Below are 15,933 nucleotides of genomic sequence, written 5' to 3' on the forward strand. Positions count from 1 at the left end.
AATCAAAACTGTATCACTAAGGTAGTACAATCACTGAATACCTTTACATTATCAAATACATAACAATGGGAACAAGAACATTTCTCAGCGTCAATCAGCCAGACCTGCATAAAAAAATGGTTGACCTTGATAAAGCAATAAACGAGTCTGGCATAGATAAATGGCACCATGAACTGATCAAGATCAGCGCCTCTCTCTTCAACGGTTGCGCGTTCTGTGTGGACAAACATACGCAGGATGCACTGGAACTGGGTATCCCCGGCAGGAAGATCATGCTGATCCCTGTATGGCTGGAAGCCACCAAACATTTCAGCGCAGAGGAACAACTGATCCTAAGACTAACAAAGGCAGTCACGTTCATACATGAACATGGCATCGAAGATGAGTTGTATGACAGCTGCAAAACTACCTTCGGAGAAGCATACACCGCGAACCTGATCGTGGCAGCTACCATCATTAATGCGTGGAACAGAGTGGGTGTATCCTTCCAGCTGCAACCAAAATTCTGATCTTTATGAAAGTATTACATATCGACAGCAGCATTCGTGGCGAACGTTCCGTATCAAAAGAACTCTCTGCCTTCTTTATGCACTCACTACAATCCAGGTTCGGTGAACTACCGGTAGACTACCTGGATCTATCTGTCAATACTCCCTCTCACCCATCAGCCCTGTTCGTACAAGGTAACTACACCCTGGCGGAAGACAGGACACCTGAAATGGAAGCAGCACTGGAAGAATCAGAGGCGCTGGTAGACCGATTACACCAGGCAGACATCTACGTGATAGGTATGCCCATGTATAACTTTTCTGTTCCGTCCAACGTCAAAGTCTTTATTGACAATATCGTACGTATCAACAGGACATTCAGAAAGCAGGATAACCACTACGAAGGATTACTAAAAAACAAAAAGGTCTATATCATTAGCTCCCGGGGTGCAGATTTCAATGACGGCCATATGCTGGCCAACGGCATGGATCAGCTACAGCCCTACCTGGAAAAGGTATTCGGCTTTCTCGGACTGGACAACCTGACGTTTATTAATGTGTCTCCGACACAATTTTCAGGTCAGGAAGCCAGGATACAGGCTATTGAAAATGCGAGAGTACGCATCTCCCATATTGTGCAAACAATTTAAACAGGGCCACATGGAAATAAGAACGGCGACGACACAGGAAGATCTGATCAGCTGTCAGCAGGCATTACTGGCATTCCGTACACACCTGGAACCAGCGCATTACCTGGATACCATGGAGGCTGTCATCAATGATGGCTATCAGCTGGCATTCATAAGTGGAGATAACGGGTCTGCCGCAGGCATTGTGGGATACAGATACATCAATATGCTACGTACCGGCAAGACCATCTACATTGACGATCTGTTTGTATTACCTGAATACCGAGGAAAAGGCTATGCGATACAATTGCTTGCTCATATCAGGCGAATAGCAGAAGCGAATCAGGTTAAGCAGGTACACCTTGACAGTGGCTATCAGCTGAATCCAGCTCACCGCTTATATCTCAATCAGGGATTCATCCTTAACTGCCTCCATTTCGCCTATTCGGTCTGAGTTACCTTCAATACCAAATGTCACGCCCGCACAACGCGGGATCCTGACTGGTGATCTTAATAGTACCACTGTCAGTAACTGATACCAGTCCATCAAATGAAATCAGTTGTATGGACGCGGCCTTATTAAAAGGAAATTTTTTCATTCTTTTTGCCAGAGGATAATTCGTATTCCTCTGGCAACTATCGTTATACTTCACCTGACGGTTAAAGTTGTCAGGAGAAAAGCGCCGCTGTGCCTGCACGGAAGATATTAAGAGCAGTAAAGGAATAAAGATAACCTGTTTCAATGAATAGAATATTATACGTACGAAGTTATTACTTCTTTCCAGGAGATCAGCAATTTTCATTTACCGCAAATACTCACTATAATAGAGTAGCTGTACAAGTCCATTTGCAGGCGGCTGACAGACAATGACCCCTTAATTATCACTGAAGTATTATCACTCCCCATTCCGTAGATATTGGACAACTGCCTGTAAAAATGGTGTCCAGACAATAATCCAGCCATCATAAACACGGAAATTCAGCTACATTAGTGTAGATCTTTGTTAATCGAAAAACCCATCATCTATGAAAGTCAGACCTTTCTTTTCCCTCGTCAGGGCCTATTGTGCCCATCTGGTCCTGGTGCTCTCTTTAGCCGTATCAGCTAATAGTCAGGTACAGGCACAATCCGCAGTCCCATTTACATTGTCTAACAACTCTGTATATGCAGATGCCAATGTTTATGTCGCGGTAGTCGGTATCATCAATGATAACCACGTCTGGATCAATCCGAAAACAGGCGCGGTCAATCTGATGAATGCCGCTAACAACACCGTACCCGGTCCCGTTATCAATGGTAATATGGGGCCCGGCGGTAATGGTTTGTACGCGAACTGTTTTGCCCGGTTGAGTGAGATCCCCGGTAAAACGATCAGTATCCCCGGTATTGAAGGCTGCCGTATCCTGATCTCTTTCAACTCACAGCTGTTTCTTTACTTCTTCGGTGCATCCGGTGCGCCCAGTGGGTATGCAGCACCTAACCTGGCCAATCCTACCGATCCCAATCAGGGTATCCGGTTCGAAACCATTGAGCTGGCCAATGCCCCCAACGGACTCTGGGCAAACACGACCCGTGTAGACAGTTACCAGTATCCTATGGGGCTTGAGGTATGGGGCAATGGCAATTTCTACAAAAAAGTGGGCGAGTTCATTCCCCACAGCCAGATCCTCTCCTTGTGGCAGTCGACAGCCCCTGCGGACTTTGCAGGCTGTTATGAGTCTGCCAACGGCATTATTAAGTTCCCTTCGAAAACGAGCGCTTTCATGAGCGGTGCACAGGCAAACTACTTCGGTGCCTACATCGATGCGATCTGGTCAAAGTACCAAAGCGGTGACCTGGTATTCAATGCCGGTGATGCCGGTGTATGGAGAGGCCGTGTAACTGGTAGCGTGTTCACCTTTACCAGGGCGTCCGACGGAAAAACCGGCACCATCGCCCGTAAACCTACCAATACTGAAGCTATGGAAGGCAGTGGTGTACTGGCCAGCGGCGGACCATTGGATAAAGTGGTTCAGGCACAGCTATGTGCGGCGATTAACCGACATGCTATTGACCTGACACTGTCAACGGGTGTTACACAGGACCTGGGCACTGCATCAAAGTATTATCAGACCTCTCCCTACAACTGGTACAGTAAGTTCTGGCATCGCAGTGACATCAGTTTAAACGGTCTGGCATATGGCTTTTGTTACGATGACGTATATGATCATTCCTCTACAGTGAATGCCTCCTCTCCGATCAGGGCAACCGTTACCATCGGCGGCTTTGCAGGAGCAACACCCACAGGCCCGGTAACCGTCTACAAAGACTGTAACTATACCGGTTATGCCGTTGCACTGAACCCTGGCACCTATACACTGAGCCAGCTGAATGCCCTGGGCATCCTCAATGATGATATCTCTTCACTGAAGGTAACGGCAGGATACAAAGTGACCCTTTATCAGAATGATAACTTCACCGGTGCATCGCTTGTGCTCACAGAAGATGATGCCTGTCTGGTAGACAATAGCTGGAACGATCTTACCACATCATTAAAGGTAGAGCGTACATCTTCCTCCACTGTTATTCAGGCAGAGAACTATACCTATATGTCGGGTGTCGATGTGGAAGCTACTACAGACGCCGGCGGCGGACAAAACGTAGGCTGGATCGAAGCCGGCGACTGGATGGCGTATGATATCACCATTCCCACGACAGGTACCTATGTGATCAGTTACCGCGTAGCTACACCGAACAGCAATACATCCCTCCGACTGGAAAAAGATGCCGGTACCACGCAACTGGGCACCGTCACACTTCCAAATACAGGCGGCTGGCAAATCTGGGGCAACGCGTCTCATACAGTTACGCTGCCTGCGGGTACCTACAGTGTGGGTATTGCCACCACTACCGGTGGATTCAATCTCAACTACTTCAGCATCACCAGTGCGTCAGGTGCACGTGTTGCAGTACAGCCATCAAAAGCAGCGGCTGACAATTCCGTGCTGCTGACACCTAATCCTGTACATGAGCAGCTGTACATCAAAGGGAATGAAAAAATAAAAGCGCTCGGCATTTATGACGTGAGTGGGCATGAAGTATTAAAGGTAAAAAATCCAGCTAATACTATTGGTGTGAGCAAGCTTGTACCGGGTATTTATATTATTACGATCGAGCATAAAGATGGCTCACAGAAAAAAGTGAAGATATTCAAACAATAGCATTGGCAATGGCTTAAAACGGCAGGCACGCTCATATAGCGTTTGATGAAGAAAATGATGTCTAAAGCTGGTATAAGGAAGACAATGCCTACCTGCGAAAAATAAAATTGGATAAGACAGGAGAAGTCGCTGCACTAAGAGACTAGGTAAGGAAATTATGTAATATTATGTACAACCTTAGATTAGACATCCCTATTATCGAGTATATTAATGCACTCGGGAAAAAGAAAAAATAACGGGCGGTTCCTGTATACAGCGAAAGGCCCCGGATCGACTGCCGGGGCCATTTTTATTGCAGGTAAAGCACTGTATGATACCACTAGGCAGCCACCGCTCCCGCTACCCTTGCCGCTGCTTTCCTTCTGCTCACCGCAAACCACACAATCGCACTCAGGATCATCGATATCACCAGGTAACGGATCACGATATCATGATGTGTGCCCATTCTGCCTGTCTGCGACAAGATAAAGCTGGAAAACGACGTGATCACATATACCAGTCCGCCGAGGAGACCAGCTGTCATACCTGCATGTTGCGGAAAGAATAACATGCTGTCCGTAAAGTGTACATTATACAGGAAACCCGAACAGATATGGATGATAAAGGCAAAGAACATAAAACACCACAGTACAGGGTACTGATATCCTACAAACATCAGCACAACGATCAGTAACAGCTGTAGTGAACAGGCGATCGTGATCTTACGCGCGAAGTCGACACCTATCATACGCTTGCCTATAATACCACCGATCATCCAGGAGAAACCGAGTATTAAAGTACAGTAACCGGTTACGATTGAATTGAAATGGAAGCCATTCTCGATAACGAACGGGCCACCTACGTTAAATACCATTACGACAGAGTAGGCCAGTCCCAGGGTGATGATGCCGAGTACGAAATTGAGATTCCCCAGCGCCATGCCATAGTTGCTCTTTATTCTGCCCATATCAAACGGCTTACGCTCGGCAATCGTCTCTCCACTATATATCAGTTCGAATATCAGCATTAACACCGCGTATACAGCCAGGAACCAGAAGTTGGCCTGCCAGTGGAAGTACTTTTGCAGGTAACCACCCAGAAAGGGCGCTATGATCGGTCCGCAGGACCATATGATGGTAAAGTAGCTCAGGTAGTTCTTCAGCTTATCTCCGCTGTACATATCCACGAAGAATGCACGTTTGGATATCACCACGAAGGCAACTGCGATACCCTGTAGTACCCTTAGCAGACAAATCAACTGTATATTGCCGGTAAAGCCTATCAGCACCGATGTGGTGATCAGCGCACCTAAAGCGTACATAGCGGGCTTAAAACGGCCTATACTGTCCAGTAAGCTACCAACCAGTAACTGGGAGATACCATAACTTATAAAGAAACAGGTGAGGGTAAGCTGTATACTACTTTCTTCCGCCTTCAGCTCTTTGGCCATGGATGGGAAAGAGGGCAAATAAATATCTGTAACAAATCCCGATAGCGGAATTGAAATAAACGCCAGAATGGTCGCGATCTTCTTTCTTCTTGCTGTTGCACTTTGTAACATACTATGAATCCTTAGAATTATGCAACAAAATTAGAACAGCCGTCTAAAACCACCGTTTACTAATTCAAACGAATAATTGCAAAAATCAAATAACCGGCATCAATCTGGTATGTCTGAACTGCAAGGGCGTCATGCCTGCTGCCTTCTTAAAGAAGTTGTTAAAATGCGCAGGATCTTCAAAACCAAGACAATAGCCCACCTGGGAGATGTCCCATTGCGTGTTAAGCAGTAACGTCTTTGCCTCTTCGAGAATACGGCTTTTGATAATGGTGGTGGTGGTTTGTCCCGTAATACTCTTCACCACATGGTTCAGGTGATTCACATGCACATTCAATGCGCTGGCAAAATCCGCAGGCGTCCTCATCGTTAACGGGTCAGCCGGAGAGTCCAGTGGAAACTGCTGATGTAACAGCTCGTCAAATGATTTCAGTAAGCGGGAGGAGGCGGAGAGCTCATTGCCCTGGGACTGAGACTGCGCCACAGCATTGTCTACCAGGAAGGAATGCATGACCAGGCATACCAGGTTGCGCAGTGCCTCATACTTATAGGGGTATTCACTATGCGCCATCTCCATCATCTGCTCAAAATAACCATGCAGCAAAGCCCGCTGCTTTTCATCCAGGAAGATTACGGGCTCACTCCATGGCTTAAATAACGGAGATCGCTTAAATATATCAAACTGGTAATGCTCGTTGAAAAACTCCTGGTTAAAGAGGCAGTAATAGCCATCCTGCTCTCCGGAAAGACAGGTCCAGGAATAAGGAACTGAGGGGCATGGTAATAATATGGCCGGCCGGTCAATGATAATTGAATTACCTCCGTAGTTCAATTCGCCTTTGCCGTAGATGAGTGTGATCTTATAGAAGTCCCTCCTGTTGTAAGGCGTCTTAAAATTGCAATATTTGCGGGTATTTACATTAAAATGAGACTTTCCCTTGCCAAGATCTTCTGTGCTGAAAGGGAAGCTTATAAAGGACCTTTCCCGGTAAAAATCCGTTAACGTCTCCAACTGCTGGCTCATATAACAAAATTAACGAAAAAGATGCTGTTTATATACAGGGAGGTAGTGGGTCCTGTTCACCTATTGACAGAAGTCTGACAAGCCGGCAGCACTAACAGTGTTACGGCAACTGTATATGAAAATTCGGTTTTACCTGAAAATATATATAAATTGCAAAATACATTAAAAACAATGGATCAGCATTCTACTATCTTTGATGCGGCTTTTGAAGCCGAAAACCCTCCCCGTCGCCGTGATATTCTGCCTAAGTGGCTGAGGACATATACATTGTGTGTTATCGGTCTGGGCATTATCTTTTTCATCTGGACTGCACTCATGGCGCCAGCTTCTCCTCCTGATGATAGCCTGGCCAATTATGCGGAAAGACCGTCCGGCGCTAATGTCGGATATACTATTGGTACTTATTTGCCTGCTGCCTTCGTCACTATGATGGGATTGGTAGTATGGTTAGAAAGAAGGCGGGCTATTCTGTTTAACATGATCTCGTCAATATTCTGGGGATTTCTTGTGTTGGCGTCTTTGTTAGCTTACGGCTTACCTGGTCTTGGTATGGGTTTCATCTGTATGCTTTTTGTGCCCTTCTGGATAGGATTGTTTAAAAGAAAATATCAGTGGGAAGTAGAAGCTATACGCGGTAGCGGTAATTGATTTGTCTAAAGAAGCGGGCATTGACGTGTAGAGCACCTGTGTGAACAAGCGATCATGTAAATGCCCGTTACGGTCTTTATAGCGTAAGCAATTTTATTACCCTTACATCACGCTGGTATAAAATTCTTACTGTTGCTATCATACACCATGTTTAATTTCCCTGCTTCCGTCAGCTCTCCTACCACCTTCTTCAATCCAGTGATACGGCTCCCGTAATTACTGAGACCGATCTGGCAAAGGTTATTAAAGGCCTTCTGATAATTCTTACCAGTATCAATAGCACTTTTGATCTCGTTCACCTTACCTCTTCCCTGGTGTAGTATATCACATATCATCAGGCATACACTGGCAGGATAACCGTTCAATCCGAATTTCCTATCATAAACCGGCATGTTTTTCTGAAACAGCGCTATACCATGTTTCACCTGCATTTCCCTCGCCTCTGCATGATATAAAGTCCAGTGAACGAGTCTTGCACAGCAAAGCAACTCCTGCTCTTCTATCTGCAGTACACTGGGGTTCAGGTATTCCATTAATTGCTGTGTCGAGGTATCTGATTCCAGCGGTGAAGGTTTACCCTGAGCAGGCTGATAATAAATACGGCCGTTGATTAATTTAAGTCTGGGGAAATAGTCAGCTGCCTGGGGTAGCTGCAGCATCTCCCGCAGGAAGCATACAAAATCTCCGTTAGGGACATGTGCGGCGAACTGCAGGAAAGTAAAGGTAAAGAACGCACGGTCGTATGTATTCGTGCAAAGAAAGGAGTTACTGCTTTCCACCGTAGAAGTGGGATAAATAAACGTTGACCAGAAGCCGTATTTACCGCTGTAGTCATCAGGGTTGTATTGCTGCAGGTCCCCTTTTCTGGCATAACGCGCGATGCCGATATTGTTTTTATACTTGGCATTAAATCCAAGATAGAATTCATCTTCTTCCGGTCCGTTTAATTTTGCGAAGTATTGCAAACGCTGTTTACCATCTACGTTCACTATCTGATTCCGGAATTCAAAGAGGTGTGCCATAAGTTGTATTTGTTGAGGGGTGTAAAGGGGTGAATGGGTGTTACCTGAACAAGATACGAATTTATAAAAGGCGGCAGGCAGAAAAATACCGGTAACTCAGATTTTTTACCTGCCGCCCTTTGCCCGCTGCTATTTAGAGAAAGAACATACCGATTATTACGACGCTGATCTTTCTGTTATTCATTACATTTGTTTTCGCAAATTTGCCCCCGGTATATGGCCGGCAATAACTCACCCGAAAGTGAGCTTTAAACAAAACATATGGCCGCTCAGATCAGGATAAGTTTTTCCAATGCATATAATCTCACCGTGCTGACCGCCTCCTGTGAAGCAAACGATGCATTAGATGATCAGTCCGCGATGGAAGAGGCAGGTGCCTTATCATATTTCGAAAGGAGTCATGCAGCAGCTGCATAACCGGGGACAAACAAACTGGAATTATCATATTCCATCTAAACATGTCAACATCATTCAACAACATCAATATCTATGTCACTTAATTATCCTGCGCTCTTCCCATCACACCGTTCAGCAGCTGTAGAGACAGCACTGGCAACCGCCTTCACAACCACACCAACAGCCATTACATTACTGACAGGAGGACTATCTGCTGCCACCGTATATAAATTGATCGTTGAAGATCGTGCCTACGTACTTAAACTGGAAGTCACAGACACCGGAGGCACCACATCAGGCTCAGAAAAAGCAATGCTGGCAGCAGCTGCAGGCATAGCGCCACAAGTATATTACAGGAACGCTCAGGAAGGGATCATCATCAGTGAGTTTATCGAGAACAAACCAATACGCAGCATTTTCACCGGAGAGGTACTGGCGGTAAAACTCGGTGCTGCCATAAAGGTAACCCATGCCATTCCTTACAGCACACCCGGAAATGATATGAAAACGTTCATTGATCAGCTGCTGCAGGATTTTCGTCAGAGAAAAGTATTATCCGGTGCCATACCAGATGAATGTCTGAACAGATATGCGCAGGTAAGAGAGATATATCCATGGGGTACGGATCATGTGTTTAGTCACAATGATCTTAATCCGACAAATATCCTTTGCGACGGAGAAAATATCCGCTTTATTGACTGGGATGCTTCATTTCTCAATGACAGATATGCAGATCTTGCAGGTGCCGCCAATTTCTTTGTGCATACACCGGAACAGGAGAAAGCCCTGCTGAATGAGTATTTTGAATGTGCAACAACTGACTATCAGTTTGCGCGGTTTAAAGTGATGCGACAGATCAGCCGTATTATTTATTCCCTGTTAATGCTGCAGCTGGCGGCACAGGGCAAGCCATCAGATTACGATCATGATCAGCAGATGGAAGGAGTGACATTAAAGGAAGTGGGACCACTACTGGGTACGGGAAAACTCTCACTGGCTACTTACGAAGGACAGTTCATGTATGGAAAAGCATTGATGAATGAGGCTTTACAGCAGATGCGGGCTGCGGAGTTCGCACAATATATGGTGCAACTGAATAGCAAATAAACAGGTAAGAAGAGCTGTTTTCCTGCGTACATCATGATAAGAAAGTGCTTATAGTTTCGTATATTCACCGCTTCACCAAACGACTAACAGCATGGATACATTTACACTCATTACGGCTCTAATCACGATCAGTGCATTGATTTCATACCTTAATTTAAGATTCATAAAACTACCTGGTGCGATCGGCGTAATGTTCGTGTCCATTCTGCTTTCCGTATTTATACTGGTTACAGGTAAGGCATTTCCCGTTGCATTCAACTTCATACGTGAACTAACAAGTAGTATTGACTTTACAAAAACACTGCTGGATGTTATGCTGGCATTCCTGCTATTTGCCAGCGCATTTCACTTTGAATATAAAAAGTTACGGGAACAACGTAGACCGGTACTGGTGCTAAGTACGATAGGAGTGGTGGGTTCGACGCTTATATTTGGTTTCCTGCTTGATATTACTACTACCTTACTCGGAATAGATCTTCCACTTGTATACTGTTTCCTGTTTGGTGCCCTGATCTCACCAACAGACCCGGTGGCAGTAATGTCGGTATTGAAGAAATCGAGGATCCCTGCTTCACTTGAAACTATTATCTCTGGTGAGTCCCTGTTAAATGACGGGGTGGGCCTGATCCTGTTCGTCACGATCGGCGAGGTTGCAGCACAGGAAGCGTCCTTTTCACTGGGACACGCGCTGGAACTATTCGCAGTTGAAGTATTCGGCGGTCTTGCACTGGGTACTGTGGTCGCCTTTATTACCGGTTACCTGACGAAAAAGATCCAGGAATTCCAGACCGCGATACTGGTGTCGATATCTATGGTAATGGCTATTTCTGTAGTGGGTAGTATGCTTCATGTTTCCGTACCTCTGGCAGCAGTAGCGGCGGGCTTAATACTTGGTAATTCTTCTATTGGCGCGAAAAGTAATGTGGGACTGCAGAAGTACCTGCATCAGTTCTGGGAGCTGATCGATGAACTGCTTAATATCATCCTGTTCGTAATGATCGGATTACAGATCGTTGTACTGCCGTTCATTGGCAACTACTGGTTTATCGGGATGTTATCCGTATTGTTCGTGCTGATCGCAAGAGGTGTCAGTATTGCAGTACCTGCGCTGGCATTACGCCGTTCACTGAAGACATCGTTCAACACAACAGCGATACTTGTGTGGGCAGGATTAAGAGGAGGTATATCGGTAGCGCTGGCGCTGTCATTGCCTGATTCTCCCTATAAAGAGCTCATTCTGTCGGCCAGTTATATTATCGTGGTATTCTCGGTGATTGTACAGGGATTAACACTGAACAGGGTCGTAAACAGATTTGTGAATTAATAACAAAAAGCCCGTCGGACCGTTAGTTTGTCCGGCGGGCTTTTTAATTTATTTCCTTTTCCTTCCCAGGTATTCCACCACTCCCCTGTCTTTAACAGGTCGCTCCGCATAAAAAACCGTATCCAGTCCCCTTGTAAGCTGCAACAACTCTCCTTCCTGTAAAGCAGCCGGATTGATAGGCTTTCCAACAGCCTGTTTACTAATGAGCAGGCCGCCGGGCTTTAATGCATTTACCACACCTTCAAACAGCGAACGGTCAAAGTGATAGTACAAAACAATCAGGTCAAACGTGGCTACCGGTAAAGAATAAGCTGCCAGATCAGAGCAGACGGGCACTACACGTTTACCCGCTGTGGCCACTTTCAGTTGGGCGATGGCTACGTCTGAGATATCTACAGCGCTCACCTGCCAGTCATCATCTGCCAGTAAGAGTGTATGTCTGCCGGTGCCGGCAGCAAGGTCCAGCGCATGCCGGCCTTGCAGGAACTCCCTGCGGATATGTTCCTCGTACATACTGACAAAAAACGGGTCCGGTATTTCCAATGATGGTAATCCTTTCGTATATCGCTCATTCCAAAGTGTCCTGTTATCCATAATGCTAAGCGGACAAAGGTAAGCATTACCGCCGGCATTATGGCCATCGCCCACATTACCCTGCTAATCGCGGGAAAGCCTTCAGAGACGCCTATCTGCGGCGAATGAGGATAGAGATTGCTCAATTGCCACTAACGCCTTAACAGGGCTTTAAATCTCTACTTAACTATCTGTTCCTGCTATTTACAGAAAAATAGACCTGTCAGCACCCCAATGCCAGGTCCCGGGGTGAAAATTGTTTTGCTGATTTGATAAATATACACTTACTTTGAACTACAAAGCACTTTAATCGCACAGTAACTAAATCAAAATCACCTGCTCGGGCAACGATGCAGGTGGATAGATAACTCCATTTAAACAATGTACTATGATCGTGGCAAACAAAAGACTGACGGGTATCCTGTTCACCGCAGGAGCACTGTTACTCCTCCCCCTGGTGGCTATGCAGTTCACCAGTGAAGTAAAATGGTCCCCATTTGACTTCCTGGTAGCTGGTTTCCTGTTGTTCGGTACCGGCCTTATTGTGGAACTGATCCTGAGTAAAGTGAAGCAAACCTCCTATCGTATTGCCCTCTGCGCAGGCGCAATACTGGTTCTTTTCCTCGTCTGGGCGGAACTGGCTGTAGGTATCTTCGGGACGCCATTCGCCGGTAATTAAAGATGAATGCATTCCTTATCCTTTTTTCAGAACTGCCGGTCTTTGCGGTTTATCGATCCGCAAAGACCGGTTACTTTTTTATAACAGTGTTAACGTTTTTGTGACATCCCATGAAGCCATCTGTGCATAGAAATGTTCGCACCTGAAAATGTCCATCCTGTGATCTATTTGGTACAACTGAAAGCCTTACATTTTCTCTATCCGCCAGCACCGAATTTTACCTTTGCGTCATCATGTGCGGCTTTCGCCTCACTCCGCTAAATGACGCACACAGATAAAAGAAAACCGGAACGTTGCGACACATTCCGGTTTTGTTACCATATCGTCAGCAATTAATGCTGTACCTTCCAGATCTTCTCAGAAAAAGGCAGGTATTCCGGCAGCGCTGCCGAGCCATACCAGTTATATAGTTCAATATCCAGCAACCCTCCTTTGACCGCAGGATCTGTTTGTAGCAGTAACCTTGCCTCATCTGCCGTTCCGACGTCTTTGAGGATAAAAATGCCTCTGTAGGTCTTATCATTCCTTCCTAAAGGACCTGCCACGATCAGTTTCCCTTCCTTCACAAGCCGGTTAATATTGTCCATATGCCCCCGGAATAGCTCCTGAATGACCTGCTTATCCGTTGTCTGACTGCTACCTGTTTTAAGGATCACCAGTGTATAGGATCTCATTCCGTATTCATCAGCACCAAGTTTCTTTGCGAGGGCCTGATCATAACTGGGATTCCCATTTGCAGTATCTGCTGCTGACTGCCCTCGCCCTTGCTTAAACATCCTGAATGTCTCAGACTTCGCCTTGCCATCAGAAATAGTGACCTCCAGTTCCTGATCTGTCATTTTTTTGTAGACCACTTTTTTAGGGAAATCATGTGCAGGATTCTCAAACGTCAGGGCGCCGGCCGATTGGGTCAGCTTAAATGACACTGCCTTTCCGCCGTTCTGGCGAACCACACTCGCTGTATAAACTATGTTGCTCCCCTTACGGGTGATGTCCAGGTATTCAGATACCGTCATCTGCCCATCCTTCAGGAAATAGGAAAAACCTTTAAGGTTACCGTCATTGAGACTATCCCAGTGCTCATAGATCTCTTTATGCTCCACTTTCCAGGTGCCCTGTAAAAAGCCGGGAAACGCGGATTGTGCAAATGACTGCTCACCCATGAAGAGGATGAGGTAAGTAAGGAGGAGTTTCATGGCGCTGATTTTTTCAATAACGGGATGATAACATGACAATCCGGTAACGAACCATTCACTGCTGATAGAAGGTATGCTACCTTTCTTATAAAGATACCAAATTTATCTGCTGTCATGAAGCTGATACAGCCTTTATCTCTGTCGGGTCAGTTTACCCTGGCCACCACTTAGTACATCTTCCATACGCCCGTAAATATTCCCCTTATCATCCGTTAGTATATAACCCTGGTCCGTCTTTTCTATACCGGGATTCATCAGCAGTATCTTACCCTCAGGATCGATCAGCAGCATATAGGGAATAGTAGAAATATTATAGCTGGCCATCATCTTACTACTCAGGGGTGAAGGATCGTAGGTGTTAGGCCATTCCACCTGGTCTTTGCGGATAGCAGCGGCAAAAGTGTCATACTGGTCTAAACCGACACCCAGGATCACAAAATTATGCTGTTTATATTTTTCATACACCTCATTCAGTAAAGGATTTTTTCTCCTGCAGGGACCACAACTGCTCGCCCAGACATTTAACAGCACATACTTTCCCTTAAAATCGGCCAATGCCGTCGGCTTGTTATGCATGTCAGGCAAAGTGAATGCGGGTGCAGCAATACCAGGTTTCAACTGTTCTGCCGCAGACAGGTATTGACCTGTACTTTCTCCAAAGACAGATTGTTTGATACGGGCAGAATATCCTTTATATATCGTCTTCATAACATCCAGGGAGAATGATTGCCGGTGAAAGAATACCTCCTGTGCCACTTTGTAGTTATCAGGATGCCGGTGAGCATATGCCAGCAGATAAGCCATTTGCATTGAATCATCGTTAGCAGGCAGCCCTTTCACATAATCCAGGTAATCCGCTTCCGCCCGTCCCCCCCGGATCTCAGCAGCGGCAAAATCTGTCGTGCTGCCGCTGACATGGACAGGTTGTTCATCTATCCAGCACTGTAACCTGGCTCGCTTATCGTTCATCCTGCTCATAGGCCCCGGCCAGATAATTGCTTCTGCCGGTTGAATGAGTGTACCTGTAAAAGAAAACTGTTCGCCCTTTACGACACAGGAATCGAATATTTCGGGTGGCATGATAAGTATATATATGGACGCCCCTTCAGGGGCTCCTTTGATCTCTCCGTTGATGACGTATTGTTTTTTCTGTTGCGCATCAACGATAGAAAATGCGGACAACAATAGTACTATAAGCAAAATTCTGGGCATAGTTATATGAATAGATGAATCAATATTCCTGTATACAAAGGGACAAGGGCGGCCGTTACCGGAGGTACCTGCGCAAATGACAGCGCCTCAGGTCCTGCAGACCTTTCACCACTGACTTTGCATTCAGTATCGCGCCTGCTTCATTGGTATGTGTATGATCTCCCGGAAAAAATGCATTCACCTGGTCGGGTCCTAATGCTTCATATTGTTCGGCAATGATCGTGTTCAGCGGAATAAAAAAAGCACGTGTGGTAACAGCTGTCTCCGCGGCCCATTTGCCATAACTACTGTCGGCTCTTTCCACTTTTCCATCTTTAAAATTATTCCTCGGTACTGGTGAACAGATAATCGCGACAGCACCTTTTGCCTTTGCATCATTGGCATAATTACGCATATACCAGCCGTAGGTGTGAACGGTCTCCGGCATCTTACGGACAGGATTGTAGATATCTTTCGTTTCCTCTCCTGTACCACGGATAGAGCCACGGGCACGTGCAGTATCATCCAGCGCACCGGCATCATTGTGACCAAACTGCATGATCACATAATCGCCCGGCTGTAATGTCTTGCGTATTTCCTCCCATCGGCCTTCTGTAATGAAAGTACGGCTACTGCGTCCACCAATGGCATGATTGCGTATGCTAATGCGGGTAGTATCAAAATAGGGGGCGATCATGCTGCCCCAGCCCCATTGCTGGTTCTTTCCGGTACCATCCCCATTTCTGACAGTAGAATCGCCGATAATGTATAATACAGGTTTTCTTTTCTGTACCAGTAATGCGGTAAAAGAGGATAACAGCAGCAGGAACAACGGCAGTGTAATGAGCCGGGTGATTTTGGTATACATATGTGGTCGGGTTAAGTATGATCAGGGTATGTACGGCGAAGTTGACGCTG

Annotated in this window: 17 protein-coding genes; 9 read left to right on the forward strand and 8 right to left on the reverse strand. The window is 46.0% G+C overall.

Annotated features, from left to right (window positions below; all coding sequences use genetic code 11):
• The first annotated feature begins 65 nt into the window (after positions 1 to 65).
• From GWR21_RS05650 to GWR21_RS05660, 3 genes are read left to right on the forward strand one after another with little or no spacing between them, the layout of a single operon-like run.
• Positions 66 to 509, forward strand: a complete 444-nt coding sequence (locus GWR21_RS05650) for a carboxymuconolactone decarboxylase family protein (protein ID WP_162330796.1) — start codon at positions 66 to 68, stop codon at positions 507 to 509.
• 5 nt (positions 510 to 514) lie between these two features.
• A complete protein-coding gene (locus GWR21_RS05655) occupies positions 515 to 1,138 on the forward strand; it encodes an FMN-dependent NADH-azoreductase (RefSeq protein WP_162330797.1) in 624 nt (207 codons plus the stop codon).
• 10 nt (positions 1,139 to 1,148) lie between these two features.
• Positions 1,149 to 1,571, forward strand: a complete 423-nt coding sequence (locus tag GWR21_RS05660) for a GNAT family N-acetyltransferase (RefSeq protein WP_162330798.1) — start codon at positions 1,149 to 1,151, stop codon at positions 1,569 to 1,571.
• A 7-nt stretch (positions 1,572 to 1,578) separates the two neighbouring features.
• Here GWR21_RS05660 and GWR21_RS05665 read toward each other — a convergent pair whose 3' ends face one another.
• On the reverse strand, positions 1,579 to 1,920 hold the full coding sequence (locus GWR21_RS05665; RefSeq protein WP_162330799.1) for a hypothetical protein: 342 nt from the start codon (positions 1,918 to 1,920) through the stop codon (positions 1,579 to 1,581).
• A 223-nt stretch (positions 1,921 to 2,143) separates the two neighbouring features.
• Here GWR21_RS05665 and GWR21_RS05670 point away from each other — a divergent pair, with 223 nt between their 5' ends.
• Positions 2,144 to 4,318: a beta-1,3-glucanase family protein gene (locus GWR21_RS05670; protein WP_162330800.1), complete on the forward strand. Its 2,175-nt coding sequence runs from the start codon at positions 2,144 to 2,146 to the stop codon at positions 4,316 to 4,318.
• Between the two features lie 319 nt (positions 4,319 to 4,637).
• On the opposite strand, the gene GWR21_RS05675 is transcribed toward GWR21_RS05670, so the two are convergent.
• On the reverse strand, positions 4,638 to 5,858 hold the full coding sequence (locus GWR21_RS05675; protein ID WP_162330801.1) for an MFS transporter: 1,221 nt from the start codon (positions 5,856 to 5,858) through the stop codon (positions 4,638 to 4,640).
• A gap of 85 nt (positions 5,859 to 5,943) precedes the next feature.
• Positions 5,944 to 6,879 carry a helix-turn-helix domain-containing protein gene (locus tag GWR21_RS05680; protein WP_162330802.1) on the reverse strand — a complete coding sequence of 312 codons (936 nt, stop codon included), beginning with the start codon at positions 6,877 to 6,879 and terminating at the stop codon, positions 5,944 to 5,946.
• A gap of 171 nt (positions 6,880 to 7,050) precedes the next feature.
• On the opposite strand from GWR21_RS05680, the gene GWR21_RS05685 reads away from it, so the two are divergent.
• Positions 7,051 to 7,527, forward strand: coding sequence for a hypothetical protein (locus tag GWR21_RS05685; RefSeq protein WP_162330803.1), 477 nt, complete (start codon positions 7,051 to 7,053; stop codon positions 7,525 to 7,527).
• Positions 7,528 to 7,634: 107 nt separating this feature from the next.
• Here GWR21_RS05685 and GWR21_RS05690 read toward each other — a convergent pair whose 3' ends face one another.
• The gene (locus GWR21_RS05690) at positions 7,635 to 8,549 is read right to left on the reverse strand and encodes a hypothetical protein (RefSeq protein WP_162330804.1); all 915 of its coding nucleotides are present in this window, start codon (positions 8,547 to 8,549) and stop codon (positions 7,635 to 7,637) included.
• A gap of 261 nt (positions 8,550 to 8,810) precedes the next feature.
• On the opposite strand from GWR21_RS05690, the gene GWR21_RS05695 reads away from it, so the two are divergent.
• From GWR21_RS05695 to GWR21_RS05705, 3 genes are all read left to right on the forward strand, one after another.
• Complete coding sequence (locus GWR21_RS05695) at positions 8,811 to 8,966, forward strand: hypothetical protein (RefSeq protein ID WP_162330805.1); 156 nt, start codon at positions 8,811 to 8,813, stop codon at positions 8,964 to 8,966.
• A 72-nt stretch (positions 8,967 to 9,038) separates the two neighbouring features.
• Complete coding sequence (locus tag GWR21_RS05700; RefSeq protein ID WP_162330806.1) at positions 9,039 to 10,052, forward strand: phosphotransferase family protein; 1,014 nt, start codon at positions 9,039 to 9,041, stop codon at positions 10,050 to 10,052.
• Between the two features lie 91 nt (positions 10,053 to 10,143).
• Positions 10,144 to 11,376, forward strand: coding sequence for a cation:proton antiporter (locus GWR21_RS05705; protein ID WP_162330807.1), 1,233 nt, complete (start codon positions 10,144 to 10,146; stop codon positions 11,374 to 11,376).
• 48 nt (positions 11,377 to 11,424) lie between these two features.
• On the opposite strand, the gene GWR21_RS05710 is transcribed toward GWR21_RS05705, so the two are convergent.
• Positions 11,425 to 12,024, reverse strand: coding sequence for a class I SAM-dependent methyltransferase (locus GWR21_RS05710; RefSeq protein WP_162330808.1), 600 nt, complete (start codon positions 12,022 to 12,024; stop codon positions 11,425 to 11,427).
• Positions 12,025 to 12,337: 313 nt separating this feature from the next.
• Here GWR21_RS05710 and GWR21_RS05715 point away from each other — a divergent pair, with 313 nt between their 5' ends.
• Positions 12,338 to 12,628, forward strand: coding sequence for a hypothetical protein (locus GWR21_RS05715; protein WP_162330809.1), 291 nt, complete (start codon positions 12,338 to 12,340; stop codon positions 12,626 to 12,628).
• A gap of 332 nt (positions 12,629 to 12,960) precedes the next feature.
• On the opposite strand, the gene GWR21_RS05720 is transcribed toward GWR21_RS05715, so the two are convergent.
• The 3 genes from GWR21_RS05720 to GWR21_RS05730 form a co-directional block, all read right to left on the reverse strand.
• Positions 12,961 to 13,824 (reverse strand): YciI family protein, encoded by an 864-nt coding sequence (locus GWR21_RS05720; protein WP_162330810.1) that lies wholly within the window; start codon positions 13,822 to 13,824, stop codon positions 12,961 to 12,963.
• A 132-nt stretch (positions 13,825 to 13,956) separates the two neighbouring features.
• Positions 13,957 to 15,036 (reverse strand): TlpA disulfide reductase family protein, encoded by a 1,080-nt coding sequence (locus GWR21_RS05725; RefSeq protein WP_162330811.1) that lies wholly within the window; start codon positions 15,034 to 15,036, stop codon positions 13,957 to 13,959.
• A 55-nt stretch (positions 15,037 to 15,091) separates the two neighbouring features.
• On the reverse strand, positions 15,092 to 15,883 hold the full coding sequence (locus tag GWR21_RS05730) for a rhamnogalacturonan acetylesterase (RefSeq protein ID WP_162330812.1): 792 nt from the start codon (positions 15,881 to 15,883) through the stop codon (positions 15,092 to 15,094).
• Positions 15,884 to 15,933 lie beyond the last annotated feature (50 nt).

Source organism: Chitinophaga agri (genome assembly GCF_010093065.1).
Lineage (GTDB): Bacteria > Bacteroidota > Bacteroidia > Chitinophagales > Chitinophagaceae > Chitinophaga > Chitinophaga agri.

Excerpts from the sequence above, each read along its gene's own strand:
- GWR21_RS05700 (WP_162330806.1), top strand. The coding sequence starts at position 9,039 with ATGTCACTTAATTATCCTGCGCTCTTCCCATCACACCGTTCAGCAGCT.
- GWR21_RS05705 (WP_162330807.1), top strand. The coding sequence starts at position 10,144 with ATGGATACATTTACACTCATTACGGCTCTAATCACGATCAGTGCATTG.
- GWR21_RS05695 (WP_162330805.1), top strand. The coding sequence starts at position 8,811 with ATGGCCGCTCAGATCAGGATAAGTTTTTCCAATGCATATAATCTCACC.
- GWR21_RS05675 (WP_162330801.1), bottom strand. The coding sequence starts at position 5,858 with ATGTTACAAAGTGCAACAGCAAGAAGAAAGAAGATCGCGACCATTCTG.
- GWR21_RS05660 (WP_162330798.1), top strand. The coding sequence starts at position 1,149 with ATGGAAATAAGAACGGCGACGACACAGGAAGATCTGATCAGCTGTCAG.
- GWR21_RS05715 (WP_162330809.1), top strand. The coding sequence starts at position 12,338 with ATGATCGTGGCAAACAAAAGACTGACGGGTATCCTGTTCACCGCAGGA.
- GWR21_RS05655 (WP_162330797.1), top strand. The coding sequence starts at position 515 with ATGAAAGTATTACATATCGACAGCAGCATTCGTGGCGAACGTTCCGTA.
- GWR21_RS05665 (WP_162330799.1), bottom strand. The coding sequence starts at position 1,920 with ATGAAAATTGCTGATCTCCTGGAAAGAAGTAATAACTTCGTACGTATA.
- GWR21_RS05730 (WP_162330812.1), bottom strand. The coding sequence starts at position 15,883 with ATGTATACCAAAATCACCCGGCTCATTACACTGCCGTTGTTCCTGCTG.
- GWR21_RS05720 (WP_162330810.1), bottom strand. The coding sequence starts at position 13,824 with ATGAAACTCCTCCTTACTTACCTCATCCTCTTCATGGGTGAGCAGTCA.
- GWR21_RS05680 (WP_162330802.1), bottom strand. The coding sequence starts at position 6,879 with ATGAGCCAGCAGTTGGAGACGTTAACGGATTTTTACCGGGAAAGGTCC.
- GWR21_RS05650 (WP_162330796.1), top strand. The coding sequence starts at position 66 with ATGGGAACAAGAACATTTCTCAGCGTCAATCAGCCAGACCTGCATAAA.
- GWR21_RS05685 (WP_162330803.1), top strand. The coding sequence starts at position 7,051 with ATGGATCAGCATTCTACTATCTTTGATGCGGCTTTTGAAGCCGAAAAC.
- GWR21_RS05670 (WP_162330800.1), top strand. The coding sequence starts at position 2,144 with ATGAAAGTCAGACCTTTCTTTTCCCTCGTCAGGGCCTATTGTGCCCAT.
- GWR21_RS05725 (WP_162330811.1), bottom strand. The coding sequence starts at position 15,036 with ATGCCCAGAATTTTGCTTATAGTACTATTGTTGTCCGCATTTTCTATC.
- GWR21_RS05690 (WP_162330804.1), bottom strand. The coding sequence starts at position 8,549 with ATGGCACACCTCTTTGAATTCCGGAATCAGATAGTGAACGTAGATGGT.